Annotated in this window: 12 protein-coding genes; 6 read left to right on the plus strand and 6 right to left on the minus strand. The window is 60.6% G+C overall.

The window, feature by feature from the left end; genetic code table 11:
• Positions 1-90: 90 nt before the first annotated feature.
• Positions 91-3,939, minus strand: coding sequence for a sensor domain-containing protein (locus AC07XZ_RS07720; RefSeq protein ID WP_102686327.1), 3,849 nt, complete (start codon positions 3,937-3,939; stop codon positions 91-93).
• A 285-nt stretch (positions 3,940-4,224) separates the two neighbouring features.
• Here AC07XZ_RS07720 and ettA point away from each other — a divergent pair, with 285 nt between their 5' ends.
• Positions 4,225-5,889 carry an energy-dependent translational throttle protein EttA gene (gene ettA / locus AC07XZ_RS07725; protein WP_102686326.1) on the plus strand — a complete coding sequence of 555 codons (1,665 nt, stop codon included), beginning with the start codon at positions 4,225-4,227 and terminating at the stop codon, positions 5,887-5,889.
• A 193-nt stretch (positions 5,890-6,082) separates the two neighbouring features.
• Complete coding sequence (gene gdhA / locus AC07XZ_RS07730; protein WP_085747705.1) at positions 6,083-7,420, plus strand: NADP-specific glutamate dehydrogenase; 1,338 nt, start codon at positions 6,083-6,085, stop codon at positions 7,418-7,420.
• Between the two features lie 10 nt (positions 7,421-7,430).
• Here the strand turns inward: gdhA and AC07XZ_RS07735 are convergent, their stop codons facing one another.
• From AC07XZ_RS07735 to AC07XZ_RS07750, 4 genes are all read right to left on the minus strand, one after another.
• The gene (locus AC07XZ_RS07735) at positions 7,431-7,925 is read right to left on the minus strand and encodes a GreA/GreB family elongation factor (protein ID WP_102686325.1); all 495 of its coding nucleotides are present in this window, start codon (positions 7,923-7,925) and stop codon (positions 7,431-7,433) included.
• 70 nt (positions 7,926-7,995) lie between these two features.
• Positions 7,996-8,352 (minus strand): hypothetical protein, encoded by a 357-nt coding sequence (locus AC07XZ_RS07740; protein WP_102686324.1) that lies wholly within the window; start codon positions 8,350-8,352, stop codon positions 7,996-7,998.
• A gap of 84 nt (positions 8,353-8,436) precedes the next feature.
• On the minus strand, positions 8,437-10,290 hold the full coding sequence (locus tag AC07XZ_RS07745) for an Lnb N-terminal periplasmic domain-containing protein (protein WP_102686323.1): 1,854 nt from the start codon (positions 10,288-10,290) through the stop codon (positions 8,437-8,439).
• A 92-nt stretch (positions 10,291-10,382) separates the two neighbouring features.
• The gene (locus AC07XZ_RS07750) at positions 10,383-10,871 is read right to left on the minus strand and encodes a DUF3015 domain-containing protein (RefSeq protein ID WP_007950971.1); all 489 of its coding nucleotides are present in this window, start codon (positions 10,869-10,871) and stop codon (positions 10,383-10,385) included.
• Between the two features lie 301 nt (positions 10,872-11,172).
• Between AC07XZ_RS07750 and AC07XZ_RS07755 the strand changes: the two genes are divergently transcribed.
• On the plus strand, positions 11,173-13,611 hold the full coding sequence (locus AC07XZ_RS07755; protein ID WP_102686322.1) for a Lon protease family protein: 2,439 nt from the start codon (positions 11,173-11,175) through the stop codon (positions 13,609-13,611).
• A gap of 241 nt (positions 13,612-13,852) precedes the next feature.
• Entirely contained in the window at positions 13,853-14,182 is a 330-nt protein-coding gene (locus AC07XZ_RS07760) for a PA4575 family protein (protein ID WP_007950969.1), read from the plus strand.
• Between the two features lie 21 nt (positions 14,183-14,203).
• Here the strand turns inward: AC07XZ_RS07760 and AC07XZ_RS07765 are convergent, their stop codons facing one another.
• A complete protein-coding gene (locus AC07XZ_RS07765) occupies positions 14,204-16,033 on the minus strand; it encodes a hypothetical protein (protein ID WP_102686321.1) in 1,830 nt (609 codons plus the stop codon).
• Positions 16,034-16,195: 162 nt separating this feature from the next.
• Here AC07XZ_RS07765 and AC07XZ_RS07770 point away from each other — a divergent pair, with 162 nt between their 5' ends.
• Complete coding sequence (locus AC07XZ_RS07770) at positions 16,196-16,684, plus strand: TIGR00645 family protein (protein ID WP_007950967.1); 489 nt, start codon at positions 16,196-16,198, stop codon at positions 16,682-16,684.
• 135 nt (positions 16,685-16,819) lie between these two features.
• Positions 16,820-17,125: a DUF6482 family protein gene (locus tag AC07XZ_RS07775; protein ID WP_074691490.1), complete on the plus strand. Its 306-nt coding sequence runs from the start codon at positions 16,820-16,822 to the stop codon at positions 17,123-17,125.
• Positions 17,126-17,143 lie beyond the last annotated feature (18 nt).

A 17,143-nucleotide genomic window follows, 5' to 3' on the forward strand; every position in this document is an offset into this window, starting at 1 on the left:
CGCACAATAACTGAGGCCGGCCCGCGATTTTGTGATCGACATCAATCCCTGTGGAAGCGAGCTTGCTCGCGAAGATCACGCCGCTGGTCTTCAGTCGAACATGAACAGCGCATCATTGCTGAACTGCGCCTCGAACCGTCCCGCCGGCATCGGCCGCCCGAACAGATAACCCTGAACCTCGTCGCAACCATGCTCGCGCAGGAAGTCCAGTTGTTCATGGGTTTCCACGCCCTCGGCGATCACCGCCAGATTCAGGCTGTGGGCCATGGCGATGATTGCCCGGGCGATCTGCGCGTCCTGCTCGCCGGACGGCAGGCCGTCGACGAAGGTGCGGTCGATCTTCAGCACGTCGATCGGGAATTGCTTGAGGTAGTTCAGCGACGAGTAACCGGTGCCGAAGTCGTCGACCGCGATGCTCAGGCCGAGGTTCTTCAGGCCGGCAAGGATCTGCATCGCCTCGCTGACTTCGCGCATCAGAATACTTTCGGTCAGCTCCAGCTCCAGGCACGCCGGCGGCAGGCCGGTTTCCTTGAGGATGGTGGCGATCCGCGTGCCGAGCTGGCCATCGGAGAACTGCCGGGCGGAAATGTTCACCGAGACCTTCGGCACGCGCACGCGACTCTGGTGCCAGGTCTTCAGCTGACGGCAGGCCTCGCTGATCACCCAGTCGCCGACGTCCACCACTAGCCCGAGTTCTTCGAGCACCGGGATGAAATCCCCCGGCGGCACCAGTCCGCGACGCGGATGACGCCAGCGCAGCAGGGCTTCGGCACCGGTCAGGCGTTTGCCGTCGCCGCTGAACTGCGGCTGGTAGTACAGCACGAATTCGTTCTGCTCCAGCGCGTGGCGCAGGTCGCTTTCCAGTTCCAGACGCTCCAGCGCACTGGCGTTCATGTCGGCCTGATAGAACTGGAAGTTGTTCTTGCCGCGCTCCTTGGCGTGGTACATCGCGGTGTCGGCGTTCTTCATCAGCTGGCTGAGTTCGTTGCCGTCCTGCGGGCTCAGGGCGATGCCGATGCTGGCGGTGACGAAGAATTCGCGACCCTCCAGCACGAACGGCCGTACAAGGCTGGCGAGAATCTGCTCGGCCACGTGGATCGCCCGGTTCAGCGCCATCTCGCGGCTGGAGCGGTGTTGCAGCAACAGGGTGAATTCGTCGCCGCCCATCCGCGCCACGGTGTCGTCATCGTCGACGCAGGCCAGCAACCGCGTGGCCATGTCCTTGAGCATGCGGTCGCCGGCGGCGTGACCTAGGGAGTCGTTGATCGGTTTGAATCGGTCGAGGTCGAGGAACATCAGCACCACCCACGACTTCTGCCGTTCGGCCGATTGCAGCGCGGTGTGCAGACGATCCTGGAACAGCGTGCGGTTCGGCAGGTGAGTCAGGGCGTCGTAGTAGGCGAGGCGGTGGATCCGCTGCTCGCTGGCCTTGCGCTCGCTGATGTCACTGAAGAAGCACACGTAACTGGCGAGGTCGCCCTCGTCGTCGAGCACGGCGGTGATGCCGACCCACGCCGGGTAGTGCTCGCCATTGCGGCGCTTGAGCCAGACTTCGCCTTCCCAGGTGCTGTGCTGATGCAACTGCTTGAGCACGTAGCGCAGGTGCGCGTCCTGCTGTTCGTCGACGGTCAGCATGTTCGGCAACTGGTCGAGCACTTCGCTCACCGCGTAACCGCTGACCCGGCTGAACGCCTCGTTGGCCTGGACAATGTAACCGGCCGGGTCGGTGATCAGGATTGCCGAAGTCGAGTGCTCGAATACCGTGGCCGCCATGCGCAGGTCTTTCTCCGCACGGCGCTGCTGGCTGATATCGCGACCGACCCCGAGCACGCCTTCGAAGGCGCCATGTTCGTCCCATACCAGCACCAAGCGCAGTTCGATCGGGATCTTGCGACCGTCGGCGCGCAGGCAGTCGAACAGGAACAACTGGGTCTGCACCTGGCTGCGCAAAATCACCAGTTGCTCGGGTTTGCCCAAGGCTTTGCTGACCCGATCCATCAGGTGATAGATGCCGCTCAGTTGCTGCGGGTTGGCGATGGTCGATTGCCAGCCGTTCTGGAAAATCCACTCGGCGTCGTAACCCAGCACGGCTTGCACCGACGGGCTGACGTAGTTCAGCGACAGCTTGCTGTCGGTGGAGAAGATCACGTCGCTGATGCTTTCGGCGAGCATCCGGTAGCGTTGTTCGCTGTCGCGCAACGATTCGCTGGCTTCGATCTGCTCGGTGATGTCCTTGGCCACGCCGATGATCCGCGTGACCTGATCGTGCTTGTCCCGGGCCAGCGCCTGTTCGCGAATGTCGAAGCGCCGCCACTTGCCGTCGCGATGACGGAAGCGCAGCTGGCATTGCAACAACTGGCTGTAACCGGCGTGACGCTGCATCTGCCGCGAGCGATGGTAATAGTCGGCGTCTTCAGGGTGCAGGAGGATTTCCCAGAAGTACTCGCCCATCTGATGCAGCTCGGTGCGGTTGTAACCGAGGGTCTGGCCGAGGTGGTGGTTGCTGAAGATCATCCGCTGGCTGATCACGTCCTGCACATACAGGTGATCCGGCACGGTACGCACCACGTCCGACCAGAAACCTTCGCGCTCCAGCAGCGACAGTTCGATCAGCTTGCGGCTGGTGATGTCGTTGATGCTCAGGATCACGGCCTTGTAGTCGTGCTGTTCCTGCGGCAGGCGCAGCACCAGCCACAGGTGCTGGTCGCGGCCATTGATGTCCGGGAGTTTGATTTCCAGTTCCAGCTGCTTTTGCTGCTGGAGCACGGCGTCGAGCACCTGATTGCCGATGGCGCACTGACTGTGCGGCTGACCGTCGATCAACAGTTGCCAGGCGTGATCGCAGGAATTGACATTGAGCAGTTGCAGCGCGACCTGGTTGACCTCGGTGACCCGCAGTTCGTGGAGCAATTGCTGGCGCTGCGCCGGCTGGTCGAGCCAGGCCTTGAGCTGGTCGCTGGTCTGGATCTGGGCTTTCTCGAAAATCAGCTTGAGCCCCGAAAGATCCAGCACGCACAACGCCACGCCGGTGCCTTCGAAAATATCCTGATAACGCCGACGCCCTTCATGCACCTGACGCTGACGGCGGCGCATATTGAGCAGCGCGATGAACGGCAGCAGCGAGAGCGCCAGGCCCAACAGGCATTTGCCGATGAACGCCGGCAGCAGTTGTTCGAGCACATGTTGACGGTCGAACAGGCCACGCAGTTGCCAGTCGCTGCTGCTCAGCGGCACGGTCAGCACGCTGTTGGCCAGATCGTCCGGGGTCAGGACGCTGGTGCTGCCGATGGGCATCGCTTCGTCGCGGCTGATGATCTGATGGTTGATGCGATTTTCCACCAGCCACAGGGGACGGATACCGGTTTCGCCTTGTTTGGTCAGTGCTTTAAAGAAGGTGGGTGTCAGCCGCAGTGCCCAGTAACCGCGAGTGCTGCCACTGGCCTGATGCAACAGCAGATGCACCACCGAGCCGTCGTCGTCATTGCTGAAATAATGCGCCTGAGCGCGGCTGCGGCGTACCAGATCGCTGAGGTAATCGGCGTCTTGGCTGTCAGTCGCGCTGTCGCTGAGGATTTTTCCGGAGGGGCTGAGCAGGGCCAGGCTGCGCAGGTCGGGCAGCGACTTCTGAAGTTTGCGCAGCAGCGCCTGCTGTTCGTCGGCCGACTGCGGTTGTTCGACGATCGGTAGCAGGTTGAGGGCGATCTGCGCGTTCAACGCCATGTTCAGGCTGACCTGTGCGGCGAGGTCAGCGGTGTAGTCGATGGTGTACTGACGCTGGTTTTTCTGGGTTTCACGCAGTTGATCGAGCAGCTGCCAGAACAGCAGCGCCAGCAGCAAAAGCACCAGCGTCGCCAGCGCGCCTTTCAATGTTCCGCGCAGGGACGAGCCGGGCGCCGGTTGGGTGCTGCTCACAGAGGCTGGCGGAGTGACGTTGGACAAGCTGTAATCCTGCGGTCTGGCTGGACTGGCGCGACGTGCACTATAAGCCGGACGCCCAAGGGCGGCTAGCATGCCTTGAGTTGTGGCGAAGTGCCAGCCCCACTCGGCTGGACTGCCACCGGTCATTCAGGTAGCTTTGCCGGTTACGCGGGAGCGTTCCAGCTCCTAGACTCAGACTTTTTCAGCGCGCACGCATTGATGACCATCAAGTGAACGACGCGCATCGGTCTGGCCGGGCATCGCCTGCGCTCCAATCATTCATCTGTCACTGACCCAAGGTTCTCCATGGCTCAATACGTCTTCACCATGCATCGGCTGGGCAAAGTTGTTCCGCCGAAGCGGGAAATCCTGAAAAACATTTCGCTGTCTTTCTTCCCCGGCGCCAAGATCGGCGTACTCGGCCTCAACGGTTCGGGTAAATCCACGCTGCTGAAAATCATGGCCGGCGTCGACACCGAGTTCGAAGGCGAAGCGCGCCCGATGCCGGAACTGAACATCGGTTACCTGCCGCAAGAGCCGCAACTGGATCCGACCAAGACCGTGCGTGAAGTGGTCGAGGAAGCGGTCAGCGTGATCAAGGATGCGCAAGCGCGTCTGGACGAGGTCTACGCCGCTTACGCCGACCCGGATGCCGACTTCGACAAGCTGGCCGCCGAACAGGCCAAGCTCGAAGCGATCCTGCAGGCCAGCGACGGTCACAACCTGGAGCGCCAGCTGGAAGTCGCCGCCGATGCGCTGCGTCTGCCCGCCTGGGACGCCAGGGTCGAGCACCTGTCCGGTGGTGAAAAACGTCGTGTGGCCCTGTGCCGTCTGCTGCTGTCCGCCCCGGACATGCTGCTGCTCGACGAACCGACCAACCACCTGGACGCCGACTCCGTTGCGTGGCTCGAACACTTCCTGCACGACTTCCCGGGCACTGTGGTAGCGATCACGCACGACCGTTACTTCCTGGACAACGTCGCCGGCTGGATTCTGGAACTCGACCGCGGCGCGGGCATTCCTTACGAGGGCAACTACTCGGGTTGGCTGGAAGCCAAGTCCGATCGTCTGGCCCAGGAATCCAAGCAGCAATCGGCTCACGAAAAAGCCATGAAGGAAGAACTGGAGTGGGTGCGCAAAGGCGCCAAGGCCCGCCAGTCGAAATCCAAGGCACGTCTGCAACGCTTCGAAGAAATGCAGTCGCAGGAATTCCAGAAGCGTTCGGAAACCAACGAGATCTACATCCCGGCCGGTCCGCGCCTGGGCGACAAGGTCATCGAATTCAAGAACGTCACCAAGGGCTACGGCGATCGCGTGCTGATCGACAATCTGTCGTTCTCCATGCCGAAAGGCGCCATCGTCGGCGTGATCGGCGGTAACGGTGCCGGTAAGTCGACCCTGTTCCGCATGCTGATGGGCAAGGAAACCCCGGACTCCGGCAGCATCGAAATCGGCGAAACCGTACAACTGGCCTGCGTGGATCAGAGCCGCGAAGATCTGGACGGCAGCAAGACCGTGTTCCAGCAGATCTCCGACGGTTCCGACCAGATCCGCATCGGCAACTACGAGATCCCGTCGCGTACCTACGTCGGTCGCTTCAACTTCAAGGGCGGCGATCAGCAGAAGTTCGTCAAGGACCTGTCCGGTGGTGAGCGCGGTCGTCTGCACCTGGCGCTGACCCTGAAGGAGGGCGGCAACGTCCTGCTGCTCGACGAACCGTCCAACGACCTCGACGTTGAAACCCTGCGTTCCCTGGAAGAAGCCCTGCTGGACTTCCCGGGCGCTGCCATTGTGATCTCTCACGATCGGTGGTTCCTTGACCGCGTCGCGACTCACATCCTGGCGTACGAAGACGACTCGCAGGCGGTGTTCTTCGAAGGCAACTACACCGAGTACGAAGCCGATCGCAAAAAGCGCCTCGGCGAAGCAGCGGCCCAGCCACACCGGGTACGCCACAAGAAGCTGGCCTGATTACGGGTTGGTTGCATGAAAAAGCGGAGCCTTCGGGCTCCGCTTTTTTTTGCCTGCAATGCAGGCTGTTTTATACCTTGTGTACTATTTGTTTTCATAAATGCGACATTTTTGTCTGTTGCTGTGTACATGTCGTTTGTTACAGTCCGGCTCAATCGCTTCCAACGACAACAAATCTGCCGAGACTTTTCCCATGATCGAATCCGTCGAATCCTTCCTCGCCCGTCTGAAAAAACGCGATCCGGATCAACCCGAATTCCACCAGGCCGTCGAAGAAGTCCTGCGCAGCCTGTGGCCGTTTCTCGAAGCCAATCCGCACTATCTGACCTCGGGGATTCTGGAGCGCATCTGCGAGCCGGAGCGGGCGGTGGTGTTCCGCGTGTCGTGGGTCGACGATCAGGGCAAGGTTCAGGTCAATCGCGGTTTCCGCATCCAGATGAACAGCGCCATCGGCCCGTACAAGGGCGGATTGCGTTTCCACCCTTCGGTGAACATGGGCGTACTGAAATTCCTCGCCTTCGAACAGACCTTCAAGAACTCCCTGACCTCGTTGCCCATGGGCGGCGGCAAGGGCGGTTCGGACTTCGATCCGAAGGGCAAGAGCGACGCCGAAGTCATGCGTTTCTGCCAGGCGTTCATGAGCGAACTGTACCGCCACATCGGTGCCGATGTGGACGTGCCGGCCGGTGATATCGGTGTCGGCGCACGAGAGATCGGTTTCCTGTTCGGCCAGTACAAACGCCTGAGCAACCAGTTCACCAGCGTGCTGACCGGAAAAGGCATGACCTATGGCGGCAGTCTGATCCGCCCGGAAGCCACCGGTTTCGGTTGCGTGTACTTCGCCGAGGAAATGCTCAAGCGCCGCGAGCAGACCGTCGAAGGCAAACGCGTGGCGATCTCCGGTTCCGGCAACGTCGCGCAATACGCGGCTCGCAAAGTGATGGACCTGGGCGGCAAGGTGATTTCCCTGTCCGACTCCGAAGGCACGCTCTATTGCGAGGCGGGCCTGAGCGAAGAACAGTGGCTGGCGCTGCTGGAACTGAAGAACGTCAAGCGCGGACGGATCAGCGAATTGGCGGCGGCATTCGGCCTGGAGTTCCGCGCCGGTCAATTGCCATGGTCGTTGCCGTGCGACATCGCGCTGCCATGCGCGACCCAGAACGAACTCGACGCGGAATCCGCCCGCACCTTGCTGCGCAACGGCTGCATCTGCGTGGCCGAAGGCGCGAACATGCCGACCACCCTCGAGGCTGTGGATCTCTTTATCGAAGCCGGCATTCTGTTCGCGCCGGGCAAGGCATCGAATGCCGGCGGCGTGGCGGTGAGCGGTCTGGAAATGTCGCAGAACGCCATGCGCCTGCTGTGGACCGGCGGCGAGGTGGACAGCAAGCTGCACGGAATCATGCAGTCGATCCACCACGCCTGCGTGCATTACGGTGAGGAAAACGGCCGGATCAACTACGTCAAAGGCGCGAACATCGCGGGCTTCGTCAAAGTCGCCGACGCGATGCTGGCGCAAGGCGTGGTTTAAGCAACGGTGCTCAAGAGCGCTCGATGCGGATCACTTCAATCAGTTGATCACCGGCCGGGCGCTGCCAAAGCACTTCATCGTTGAGCCGCGCGCCAAGCAGCGCACGGCCCAGCGGTGAAGCCCAGTTGATCAGGCCGTTGGCCGCATCGGCCTGATCCTCGCCGACCAGTTGCACCCGACGCTCGGTGTCGTGTTCGTCGGCGTAGGTCACCCAACTGCCGATCTGCACCTTGTTGTTCGACGTCGGGGCCGGCGCGACCTGAGCGCTGGCAACCCGTTGATTGAAATAACGCAAATCCCGTTCGAGATCGGCCAGCCGCTGCTTGTCGGCCTGTTCGCCCTTGGCGGACTGTTCGGCGTGCAGGGTTTGCAGTTCGGCGAGTTTCGCCTGCAACTGGGCAAGTCCTTGCGGCGTGACGTAATTGGGCTGCGTGCTGACCTGCCGTTCGACCGGCTGATCGGCTTGCGCAGCGGCATTGTCTTCGTTGACGAAGGCGCGACTCATGATGGGCTCCTGTTATAGCCGTTGGGCCATGGTCGCAGGCAAAAGGTTTCGCTGGATGTCTGGAAGCGACCTACTGTGAACGATAGGCCCGCGCTGCGCCCTGATCCTTTTCCTGCTGCCAGGCGCGCTCGCGTTCGTCCCAGTGCTCGTTGCGATACTGTTCGCGATCCTTGTTTTCCAGCATCGCCTGACACTGGCGGAAGCCGTCGCTCCAGCCCTCGGCGTATTGCTTGTCCTTGAGATAGCGCGGCACGTTCTTGCGAAACTCGCCGCTGATCGAGCCGGCCGCCTGGCGACCGCTGATGCACCCGTCATCGAAACCGTCGGCGAACGCCGGTGGATAACCCTTGGCGATCAGATCTTCGTGGGTGCTCTGACAGCCACCCAGCACCAGCAACACACCCGCAAAAACCGCACACCGCCACATCACACTCTCCCGGGCCGTTAAACGGCTGATAGGGAAAGTCTAGAAGCGGATTCGTCGATGGGGGGTGAAAGAAAGATCAAAACCTCAGTAGTGATACCACTTCACTTCCAGCATCACCTCGGTCTCCGGCGTTGCCAGGTGGCTGAACTCGCGCTGGGCACTCAGGCGCAGGCCGAGGTTGCGCGACAATTCCCACTGCTGGTTCAGACTCAGGCTACGGCGCACTTCACCATTGAAGAAGTAATCGCCTTTGGCCTCCAGGCTGAGATTGCCCAACGGGTTTTTCCACAACACGCCGGTATTGAAACCGCCGGCGGGGGAAACGAACTCGGCGAAATCATTATTGTGTTCAACGCGCACCGTGCCGAGGGCAAAACCCAGCACATCGTCACCCAACGCCCAGGTTCCGCCGCCGCCACCGTTGACGTGGCTGACCATCGTCTCGTCATCATGCTTGCCCGGTACACGTTCAAGACCACCGGTGACCTGCCACGACAGCGGCTGCAACAGCGCGTTGCGCGGCGTCAACGAGCGGATGGTCGCCAGATCCAGTTGCTGAAATTGCCAGTGATTGCCTTCGTACTGGCGCAGCTTCATCTGCAGAATTTCGATCTGCGCACCGAGGGGGAAACTCTCGGCGTTGTCGTTGAGGTCGTGATAGGCCATGCGCAAGCCGTACTCGCCGAATGCGCGGTCACCGCGAGTGCCGAGACCGGCCTGCCAGGTGCGCGATTCATGGCCGTCCTCGGGCAGACCCGGTTGTGGAATTTGCAGCTCCGGCGCCGGGTTCTTGTTGATCGCCCGCAGCAGTTCGAAACTGCGCTGCGCCCGCTGTGGATCACGCTCCTGGCCGTTGGCGCGGTAGCGCTCCAGCCGATACGCCGCGTCAACAATCAGCGCCTGGCGATCCCGGGGCAGGGCCTGGAAGGCTGGATCCTGCAATTGCTGCTGGTCGGCGCTGACTTTCAGCACCCAGTCCTGTTCTTCGCCGCTCAAGGGCTCGGCACGGCTGAGCAGTTCGCGCTCGCGGGACGGACGATATTCGATGTGCTCGACCAGCCCGGCTTCCTTCACCGCTTTGACGGTGTCGGTGGGGATCGCCGTCAGCGGGAATTGCTCGGTCAGGCGCAGGCTCGGGCGCGCCACCTGCAACAGTTCCAGCAGGCGATAGGAGCAGTTTTCATCGAAGAAAAAGTAGTCGAACTGGATCTGCTTCAACTCCCACACATGCTCGACCATTCGCGCGGTTTCGGCTTGCGTCAGATTGAGCCGGTACTCCCACAGATCGCGGTTTTCCAGGCTGCGGTATTCCGAGAGTTTTTCCTGATAGGGCACCAGCGCGAACAGCCCCGGATACCCGCCCATCAGGCCTTTCCAGGCGTACAGGATGCTGTTGTCCGAACCTTCGATGTAGGCACCGAAGTTGATCGCGTAACTGAGCAACGAAGTCTTGTCGCTTTGTACGTCAGCCTGGTCGATGCGTAGCAGGGTGTGGCCGAACATCGACGACGGGCTGTTGAGGTAGGCCGCCGGGAAAATCATCACCGCGCTGTGGGGCGAGACGTCCTTGAACCACTTCTTGAATTCGGCGCAGTCCGGCGTCGGCAAGTCGGTCAGGTTGAGTTGATCTTTCAACCAGCGGGTGCGTGCCGGGTAAACGCACTGGGCGTGTTGCTCACCGAGACTGGCCGGGGCGTACAGCGCTTGCACGGTGGCGGCCAGTTCGTGGTCGGGGTGTTCGTTGCCATCGGGGGCAAGAAAGAATTTTTTGTCGCTGACGTAGCTGCGCCAGCCACCGAGCTTGGCGGTTTCGTAATGACCTAGGGAAATCCAGAAGCGGTCGTTGGCCAGTTGCTGCAAACGTTGAGGGTCGATGTGAGGCGCGGCGGACAGCGGGGCGCAGACACACAGCGCCAACCAGGCAAGGCGTTTGAGCATAAATGGCAACTTAAGTCGAAAGAAACAAAGACCCAAGGAGGGCGGGCCGAAAAAATAAAACCCGCTTCCCGAAAGAAGCGGGTGGGTCGAGCTTAAGCCTGAGTCGCGTACTTGGCCAGACGTGGGTCTGCCTTCAGAACGGCCAGGGTGTTGGTATGCACGTCTTCAGCGGTCACGTCAGCCTTGCTGAAGATCTGCTGGAAGTGCTCGTGAGTGACGGCGGCGAAGTGCGCACGGTCTTCCGGCGCCACGCCCAGTACCACGGCATAGGTCGTCAGCGCTTCGCCGTTGCCTTTTGCCATGTCTTCGGACAGCTCGTTCATCATGCCATTCATGGCAAACCAGGATTTGCCGCCATAGGTCAGCGAAGCGTTGGTGGAGCAACCGTTGGTGCCGGACGTCATGCCGAACGTGGCGTTGCCGGAGGTGCCGTTGGTGGTGGATGCCAGGAAGTGAGCCGGAGTGCCACGCTGACCTTCGAACAGCATGTTGCCCCAACCGCAATCCGGGCCGCCTGGAGCTTGCGCCATTGCGTTGATGGATACAGCGGTGAAGAGAGTACCGAGAAGAATCCGTTTCATAGCTTTGTTCTCTTTATGTGCATACCAATGGACAGGGTTCTGGCCCCCCAAGCTCTGTACGAAACAGATCAAAACGAAGCCAGTGGGCCGGTATTAGTTCCAGCCGCGCAGTTTGGAGTTTAGGCACGTTCCCGGGGTTCCGTGATTTTTTACAAAAGATTTGGTGATAACCCCGGTTTCACTGGGGCAGGGTCATGGTTGGCCGGTTGTCTATGCTTTGTCGTGTGGCGCGCCTTGCCAGTGGGGCTCGGGCAGCGCCAGAATGCCGCTATCTGCCCCGCCTGATTGTTAAGGAAGCCCGATGCCTGATCCTGTTGCTGCCAGCTTGCGTCTAGCGCCCGAAGCGCTGACCCGTCCGTTTTCCGCTGAACAGTTCAGCTTCACTACCACCAATGATCTGGAGCCCTTTCGCGGTGTGCTCGGCCAGGAACGTGCGGTCGAAGCCTTGCAGTTCGGTGTGGCCATGCCACGCCCCGGTTACAACGTATTCGTCATGGGCGAGCCCGGCACCGGCCGTTTCTCGTTCGTCAAACGCTACCTGAAGGCCGAAGGCAAACGCCTGCAGACCCCGGCGGACTGGGTCTACGTCAACAATTTCGATGAGCCGCGCGAGCCCCGCGCCCTGGAATTGCCGTCGGGCAGCGCGGGTGCCTTCATCGGCGATATCAACGGCCTGATCGATAACCTGCTGGCGACCTTTCCTGCGGTGTTCGAACACCCGTCCTACCAGCAGAAGAAGAGCGCCATCGACCGCGCCTTCAACCAGCGCTACGACAAGGCGCTGGACGTCATCGAACGTCTGGCCCTGGAAAAAGACGTCGCCCTGTACCGCGACAGCAGCAACATCGCCTTCACCCCGATGCTTGAAGGCAAGGCGCTGGACGAAGCCGAATTCGCCCAGTTGCCGGAAGCCGAGCGCGAACGCTTTCACGACGATATTTCCGGCCTCGAAGAACGCCTGAACGAAGAACTCGCCAGCCTGCCGCAGTGGAAGCGCGAGTCGAGCAACCAACTGCGTCAGCTCAACGAAGAAACCATCACCCTGGCCTTGCAGCCCTTGCTCGCACCGCTGTCGGAGAAGTACGCGGAAAACGCTGCCGTCTGCGGTTACCTGCAAGCGATGCAGGTCTATCTGCTGAAAACCGTGGTCGAGCAACTGGTCGATGACAGCAAGACCGACGCCGTCGCCCGCAAGCTGCTGGAAGAGCAATACGCCCCGAGTCTGGTGGTTGGTCATCCAGCCAGCGGCGGTGCGCCGGTGGTGTTCGAGCCGCATCCGACCTACGAAAACCTGTTCGGCCGTATCGAGTACACCACCGATCAGGGCGCGCTCTACACCACCTATCGCCAGTTGCGTCCGGGTGCACTGCACCGCGCCAACGGCGGTTTCCTGATTCTTGAAGCGGAAAAAATGCTCGGCGAGCCATTCGTATGGGATGCGCTGAAGCGCGCCCTGCAATCGCGCAAGCTGAAGATGGAATCGCCGCTGGGCGAGATGGGCCGTTTCGCCACCGTGACGCTCAACCCGCAGCACATTCCGTTGCAGGTCAAAGTGATCATCATCGGCGCCCGTCAGCTGTATTACACGTTGCAGGACCTCGATCCGGACTTCCAGGAGATGTTCCGCGTTCTGGTGGACTTCGACGAAGACATCCCGATGGTCGACGAAAGCCTGGAGCAGTTCGCCCAGTTGCTGAAAACCCGTACTTCGGAAGAAGGCATGGCGCCGCTGACCGCCGACGCGGTGGCGCGTCTGGCGACTTACAGTGCGCGTCTGGCCGAACACCAGGGGCGTTTGTCGGCGCGGATCGGCGATCTGTTCCAGCTGGTCAGCGAGGCGGATTTCATCCGGCATCTGGCCAATGATGAAATGACCGACGCCGGCCACATCGAGCGTGCCCTGAAGGCCAAGGCTACTCGTACCGGTCGGGTGTCGGCGCGGATTCTCGATGACATGCTGGCGGGGATCATTCTGATCGACACCGACGGCGCCGCAGTCGGCAAGTGCAACGGGCTGACCGTGCTCGAAGTCGGCGACTCGGCGTTTGGTGTGCCGGCGCGGATTTCCGCCACGGTGTACCCGGGCGGCAGCGGCATCGTCGACATCGAGCGCGAGGTCAACCTTGGCCAGCCGATTCACTCCAAGGGCGTGATGATCCTCACCGGGTATCTGGGCAGCCGTTACGCCCAGGAATTCCCGCTGGCGATTTCCGCGAGCATCGCGCTCGAGCAATCCTACGGCTACGTCGATGGCGACAGTGCGTCGCTGGGCGAGGCGTGCACGCTGATTTCGGCGTTGTCGAAAACCCCGCTCAAGCAGTGCTTCGCGATCACCGGCTCGATCAACCAGTTCGGTGAAGTGCAGGCGGTGGGCGGGGTCAACGAGAAGATCGAAGGCTTCTTCCGTCTCTGCGAAGCACGCGGGCTGACGGGCGAACAGGGCGCGATCATTCCGCAGGCCAACGTCGCCACCTTGATGCTCGATGAGAAAGTACTGGCGGCGGTGCGTGCCGGGCAGTTCCACGTTTACGCGGTGCGTCAGGCCGACGAAGCGTTGAGCCTGCTGGTGGGCGAGCCGGCCGGTGAGCCGAACGAAGAGGGCGAATTCCCGGAAGGCAGCGTCAACGCGCGGGTAGTGGAGCGCCTGCGGGTGATTGCCGAGATGATCAGCGAAGAGGATCTGAAAGAGGTCGAGAAGGAACTGGCGCAGGAGGCGCTGGCGGAGGCCAAGCCGGCCTGAGTCAGCGGCAGTCAAAAAACGGGAGCCTTGGCTCCCGTTTTTGTTTTGTCGCGAACGTCGGCAAAAGTGCCATCACTCTGGCGTCAATATTCACACAATGACCATTCGGCGCCTTCTGGTTCTGTGCGGCTTGCGCGCCGGACTTTTCTTCTATTCTCTGCTCAAGGACATCGACAGTATCACTGGATCGAAACAGCTCTTCAGCAAGGGCTGAACACCGGCTTTACCGAGGGTCGCCGCCATGTCGCGCAACCTCTGTCTTACCCGTCAATGCCTGGGTCTCGTGACCCGTATCGAATGCGCCATCAAGCCGTTGGCCGGCGATAACGGCATGTGGACGTTGCTCTTCGCCGCCGGCATGGCCGGTGAACAACCTTCCGCCATCAAGGCCCAGGGCCCGTTTCACGGGCCGATCGCCGCCGAGTCGATTCTCGACACCATCGTTGAAAGCCTGACGATGCATGGCTATGAGCTGGCCAATGATCCACAGATCTGGTCGTTGCATCTGCAGGCGCAGTTGCGGCAGATCAACGGTGGACGCGGACGCAGCATCGGCACTTTCGATCACTAGAGTGCCGATCATCAGTGTCGATCAGGGTGCAGCGCCCTGGGTCTGCGCTTTGTCGAGTTTGACCTCAAAGCCGTATTGCACGGTGGCGAGGTCGGTTCGCTGGTAGGTTTCCACGCGCGTCGGACGGCCGTAGAAATAATGCACGCCGAATAACGCCGGCCCTTCGGCGCTCGCGTCGTGGCTGACCGACAGAATCTGCTTCAGGTAATGACCGCTGTCGTCCTTGACGAAGAATCGCCATTCGTTGGCCGGGTATCGCTTCAAATCCACCACCAACGCGTTGTTCCTGATTTCCAGACCCTTGGGCAGGGCCTTGGCTTCATAAACCTGTTTGTCCACCGTGGCCAGGAACAAGGGCATCGAGCCGACGGCAATCGCCGGGGTTTCCGGGAACAGGTTCAGGTCGTAGGTGATGGTCGCCTGTAGTGGATCGACCTGATACGCCTCGGGCGGCAGTTCGATCGGCTCGTCGAGTTTGCCGTTGTGCTTTTCCGTGAAGAACGTCACCGGGCTTTCGCCGGGGCTGAAGTCGTCGCCGAGCATTTCATCGTTGAAGGTTTTGCGGTGGTCGAATTCGATGCGCGCGGCGCTCGGCTCTTCAACCGACTGGCGGATATGAACGCCGCTTTTCAGCTGTTCTTCAGTCAGGGACGCGCCTTTGAGCCATTCGGGCGCCTGATCGTCGTAGACAGTGATCGGCAGGTCGAGCGGCTGAACGGTTTTTTCCGTGGTGTGCGGATCGAATTCGCGCACGGGCAGATCCAGAGCTTTGCGGGTGACGGTCGCTTCGGAAAAATCCAGCAGGCTGACTTCGAGGCTGTCGATCGGGCCGTTGAAGTACACCTTGTTGTAGTGGCGCGGATGCTGCTGTTCAAAGGCCTGTTGTTCATCGTCCAGCTTCTTTTCGAGCGTCTCGCTCCAGGCTTTTTGCTGTTGCAGGTACGCCAGCTGTTTTTGATAGAACGCCACCTGCTCGGGATTTTCGTTGATGGCGCCGGCACGCACCAGATACTGGCCCGTCGAGTCGCGGGCCTGGACGATCAACGGATTGAGTCGGATGTTGGCGACTTCCGGGGCGAGCGGCAGCTGGTTGCTGAACTCGAGTTCGGCGTAGTGCGTGTCCAGTTTCAGCAGGGTTACGCTGAGATTGCCGTCGGAGCGGGTCTGGCCGACGTCCTTTTTATCCAGATTGAAACTGTGCAGGCGTTTCGGGGCGATGACTTCCACCTGGCCTTGCAGGCTGACCGGACGCGGCAGGTTCTTCTTGTCGACATTCAGCCCTTCGATGAACGGGTAGGTGACGGTCAGGTCATCGGGGTTGGTGACGTTGGAGCTGGACGGACTCAACTGAATGCCCGGATCGGTTTCCGACCATTCCGGCTGATAGGCGATCACCCGTTTGTTGCTCAGGGTGACCGAGTGCCACTCCACGCCATGGGGGAACAGAAAGCCGCCGGGGATGTTGAGCACGAAGGGGAACACCGGTTGCAGATCGGTGAGGTAATCGGAGCTGGAATCCTTGTGCAGCACGAACAGGCCATTGATGAACGTGTCGACCAGCGCCTGGGGTGTCGGGTAATGCCGGAGTACGCCGAGGGCGTCTTCGCCGTATTCGGTGCGGGGCGGTTTGTTGTCGAGCTTCTGTTGCGCGCGTTCGAGCAACAACAGCGAGCCGCCGAGTTCGGTTACGGCGTCCTTGAGTTTGGGGTCGGTGATGGCGTCCAGCGACTGCTCGAACTGCGCAGTCTTTTCTTCGAGACTGACGGCGGGTTTTTCATCGCCGGGCGAACAACCGCCAAGCAACAGGGCGAAACAAATTCCGGCAGTCGATATCGGCAATCGCACATCCATTTCCAGTCTTCCTGTGCACTGTCGCTGGGCTGTCAATGGTTTGGACACTAGCAGAAAAACTTTGACACACACACGCAGGTGGCGGATTTCCGGGCGGTTTCTGGCTGTCATGGGCGGCTGGTATACTCGCCGCCGATTTCAACCCTTCTTGTGTGAGAGTCAATGGAACGCTTTATCGAAAATGCAATGTACGCCACGCGCTGGCTGCTGGCGCCGATCTACATCGGGCTGTCCCTCGGGCTGCTGGCGCTGGCATTGAAATTCTTCCAGGAAGTGTTTCATGTCATTCCCAACGTCTTCTCCATGGCCGAGTCCGAGCTGATTCTGGTGTTGCTGTCGCTGATCGACATGGCGCTGGTTGGCGGCTTGCTGGTGATGGTGATGATTTCCGGCTACGAAAACTTCGTGTCCGAGCTGAACATCGATGAAGGCAAAGAGAAGCTCAGCTGGCTGGGCACCATGGACTCCTCGTCGCTGAAGATGAAAGTGGCGGCGTCGATCGTGGCGATCTCCTCGATCCACCTGCTGCGGATCTTCATGGATGCCAAGAACGTCGATCCCGAGCACCTGATGTGGTACGTGATCATCCACATGACCTTCGTGATCTCGGCGTTTGCCATGGGTTATCTGGACAAGCTCACCAAGCACTGATGAGCTGACGATTGCTGTAACAAAACCGCCCGTCTGTTGCGAAACAGACGGGCGGTGTCGTTTGTGGCTTGTGCTTTGATCGGCCAAGGCCTATCCCTGTAGGTCTCAAGGCTCGCCACCGCGTGAGGTGCGTTTATGAACCTGCAAGAGTTGAATGCGTTTGCCGTCGCCAGAAAGGTCGACGAACTGAACCTGATCTCCATGGAAGGCGGGATCTATCTGCTGGAGGCCCGGATGCATGGTGCGGCGTATCCGCTGAGCGATCCGCAGGGGAAAATGCTGACGCTGCGTTCGGTTGAACATGCCCGGGATGTGCTGCATAACTTGCCGGTACTGCCGTTCAACCTGGTGCACACCTCGGTGCACGATGAAATGTGCGGTCTTGGTGCCAGTGGCGAAGAAAGCCTGAAGGTGCCGCTGGCCTGGCGATCCGCGCTGTAGGCCCCCGGGGCCTGATCA

The organism is Pseudomonas sp. GW458-11-26-14-LB4, assembly GCF_059423925.1.

Bases quoted from the DNA above. Each gene is read 5' to 3' on its own strand.
- ettA (WP_102686326.1), top strand. From the start codon at position 4,225: ATGGCTCAATACGTCTTCACCATGCATCGGCTGGGCAAAGTTGTTCCG.
- gdhA (WP_085747705.1), top strand. From the start codon at position 6,083: ATGATCGAATCCGTCGAATCCTTCCTCGCCCGTCTGAAAAAACGCGAT.
- AC07XZ_RS07735 (WP_102686325.1), bottom strand. From the start codon at position 7,925: ATGAGTCGCGCCTTCGTCAACGAAGACAATGCCGCTGCGCAAGCCGAT.
- AC07XZ_RS07740 (WP_102686324.1), bottom strand. From the start codon at position 8,352: ATGTGGCGGTGTGCGGTTTTTGCGGGTGTGTTGCTGGTGCTGGGTGGC.
- AC07XZ_RS07745 (WP_102686323.1), bottom strand. From the start codon at position 10,290: ATGCTCAAACGCCTTGCCTGGTTGGCGCTGTGTGTCTGCGCCCCGCTG.
- AC07XZ_RS07750 (WP_007950971.1), bottom strand. From the start codon at position 10,871: ATGAAACGGATTCTTCTCGGTACTCTCTTCACCGCTGTATCCATCAAC.
- AC07XZ_RS07755 (WP_102686322.1), top strand. From the start codon at position 11,173: ATGCCTGATCCTGTTGCTGCCAGCTTGCGTCTAGCGCCCGAAGCGCTG.
- AC07XZ_RS07760 (WP_007950969.1), top strand. From the start codon at position 13,853: ATGTCGCGCAACCTCTGTCTTACCCGTCAATGCCTGGGTCTCGTGACC.
- AC07XZ_RS07765 (WP_102686321.1), bottom strand. From the start codon at position 16,033: ATGGATGTGCGATTGCCGATATCGACTGCCGGAATTTGTTTCGCCCTG.
- AC07XZ_RS07770 (WP_007950967.1), top strand. From the start codon at position 16,196: ATGGAACGCTTTATCGAAAATGCAATGTACGCCACGCGCTGGCTGCTG.
- AC07XZ_RS07775 (WP_074691490.1), top strand. From the start codon at position 16,820: ATGAACCTGCAAGAGTTGAATGCGTTTGCCGTCGCCAGAAAGGTCGAC.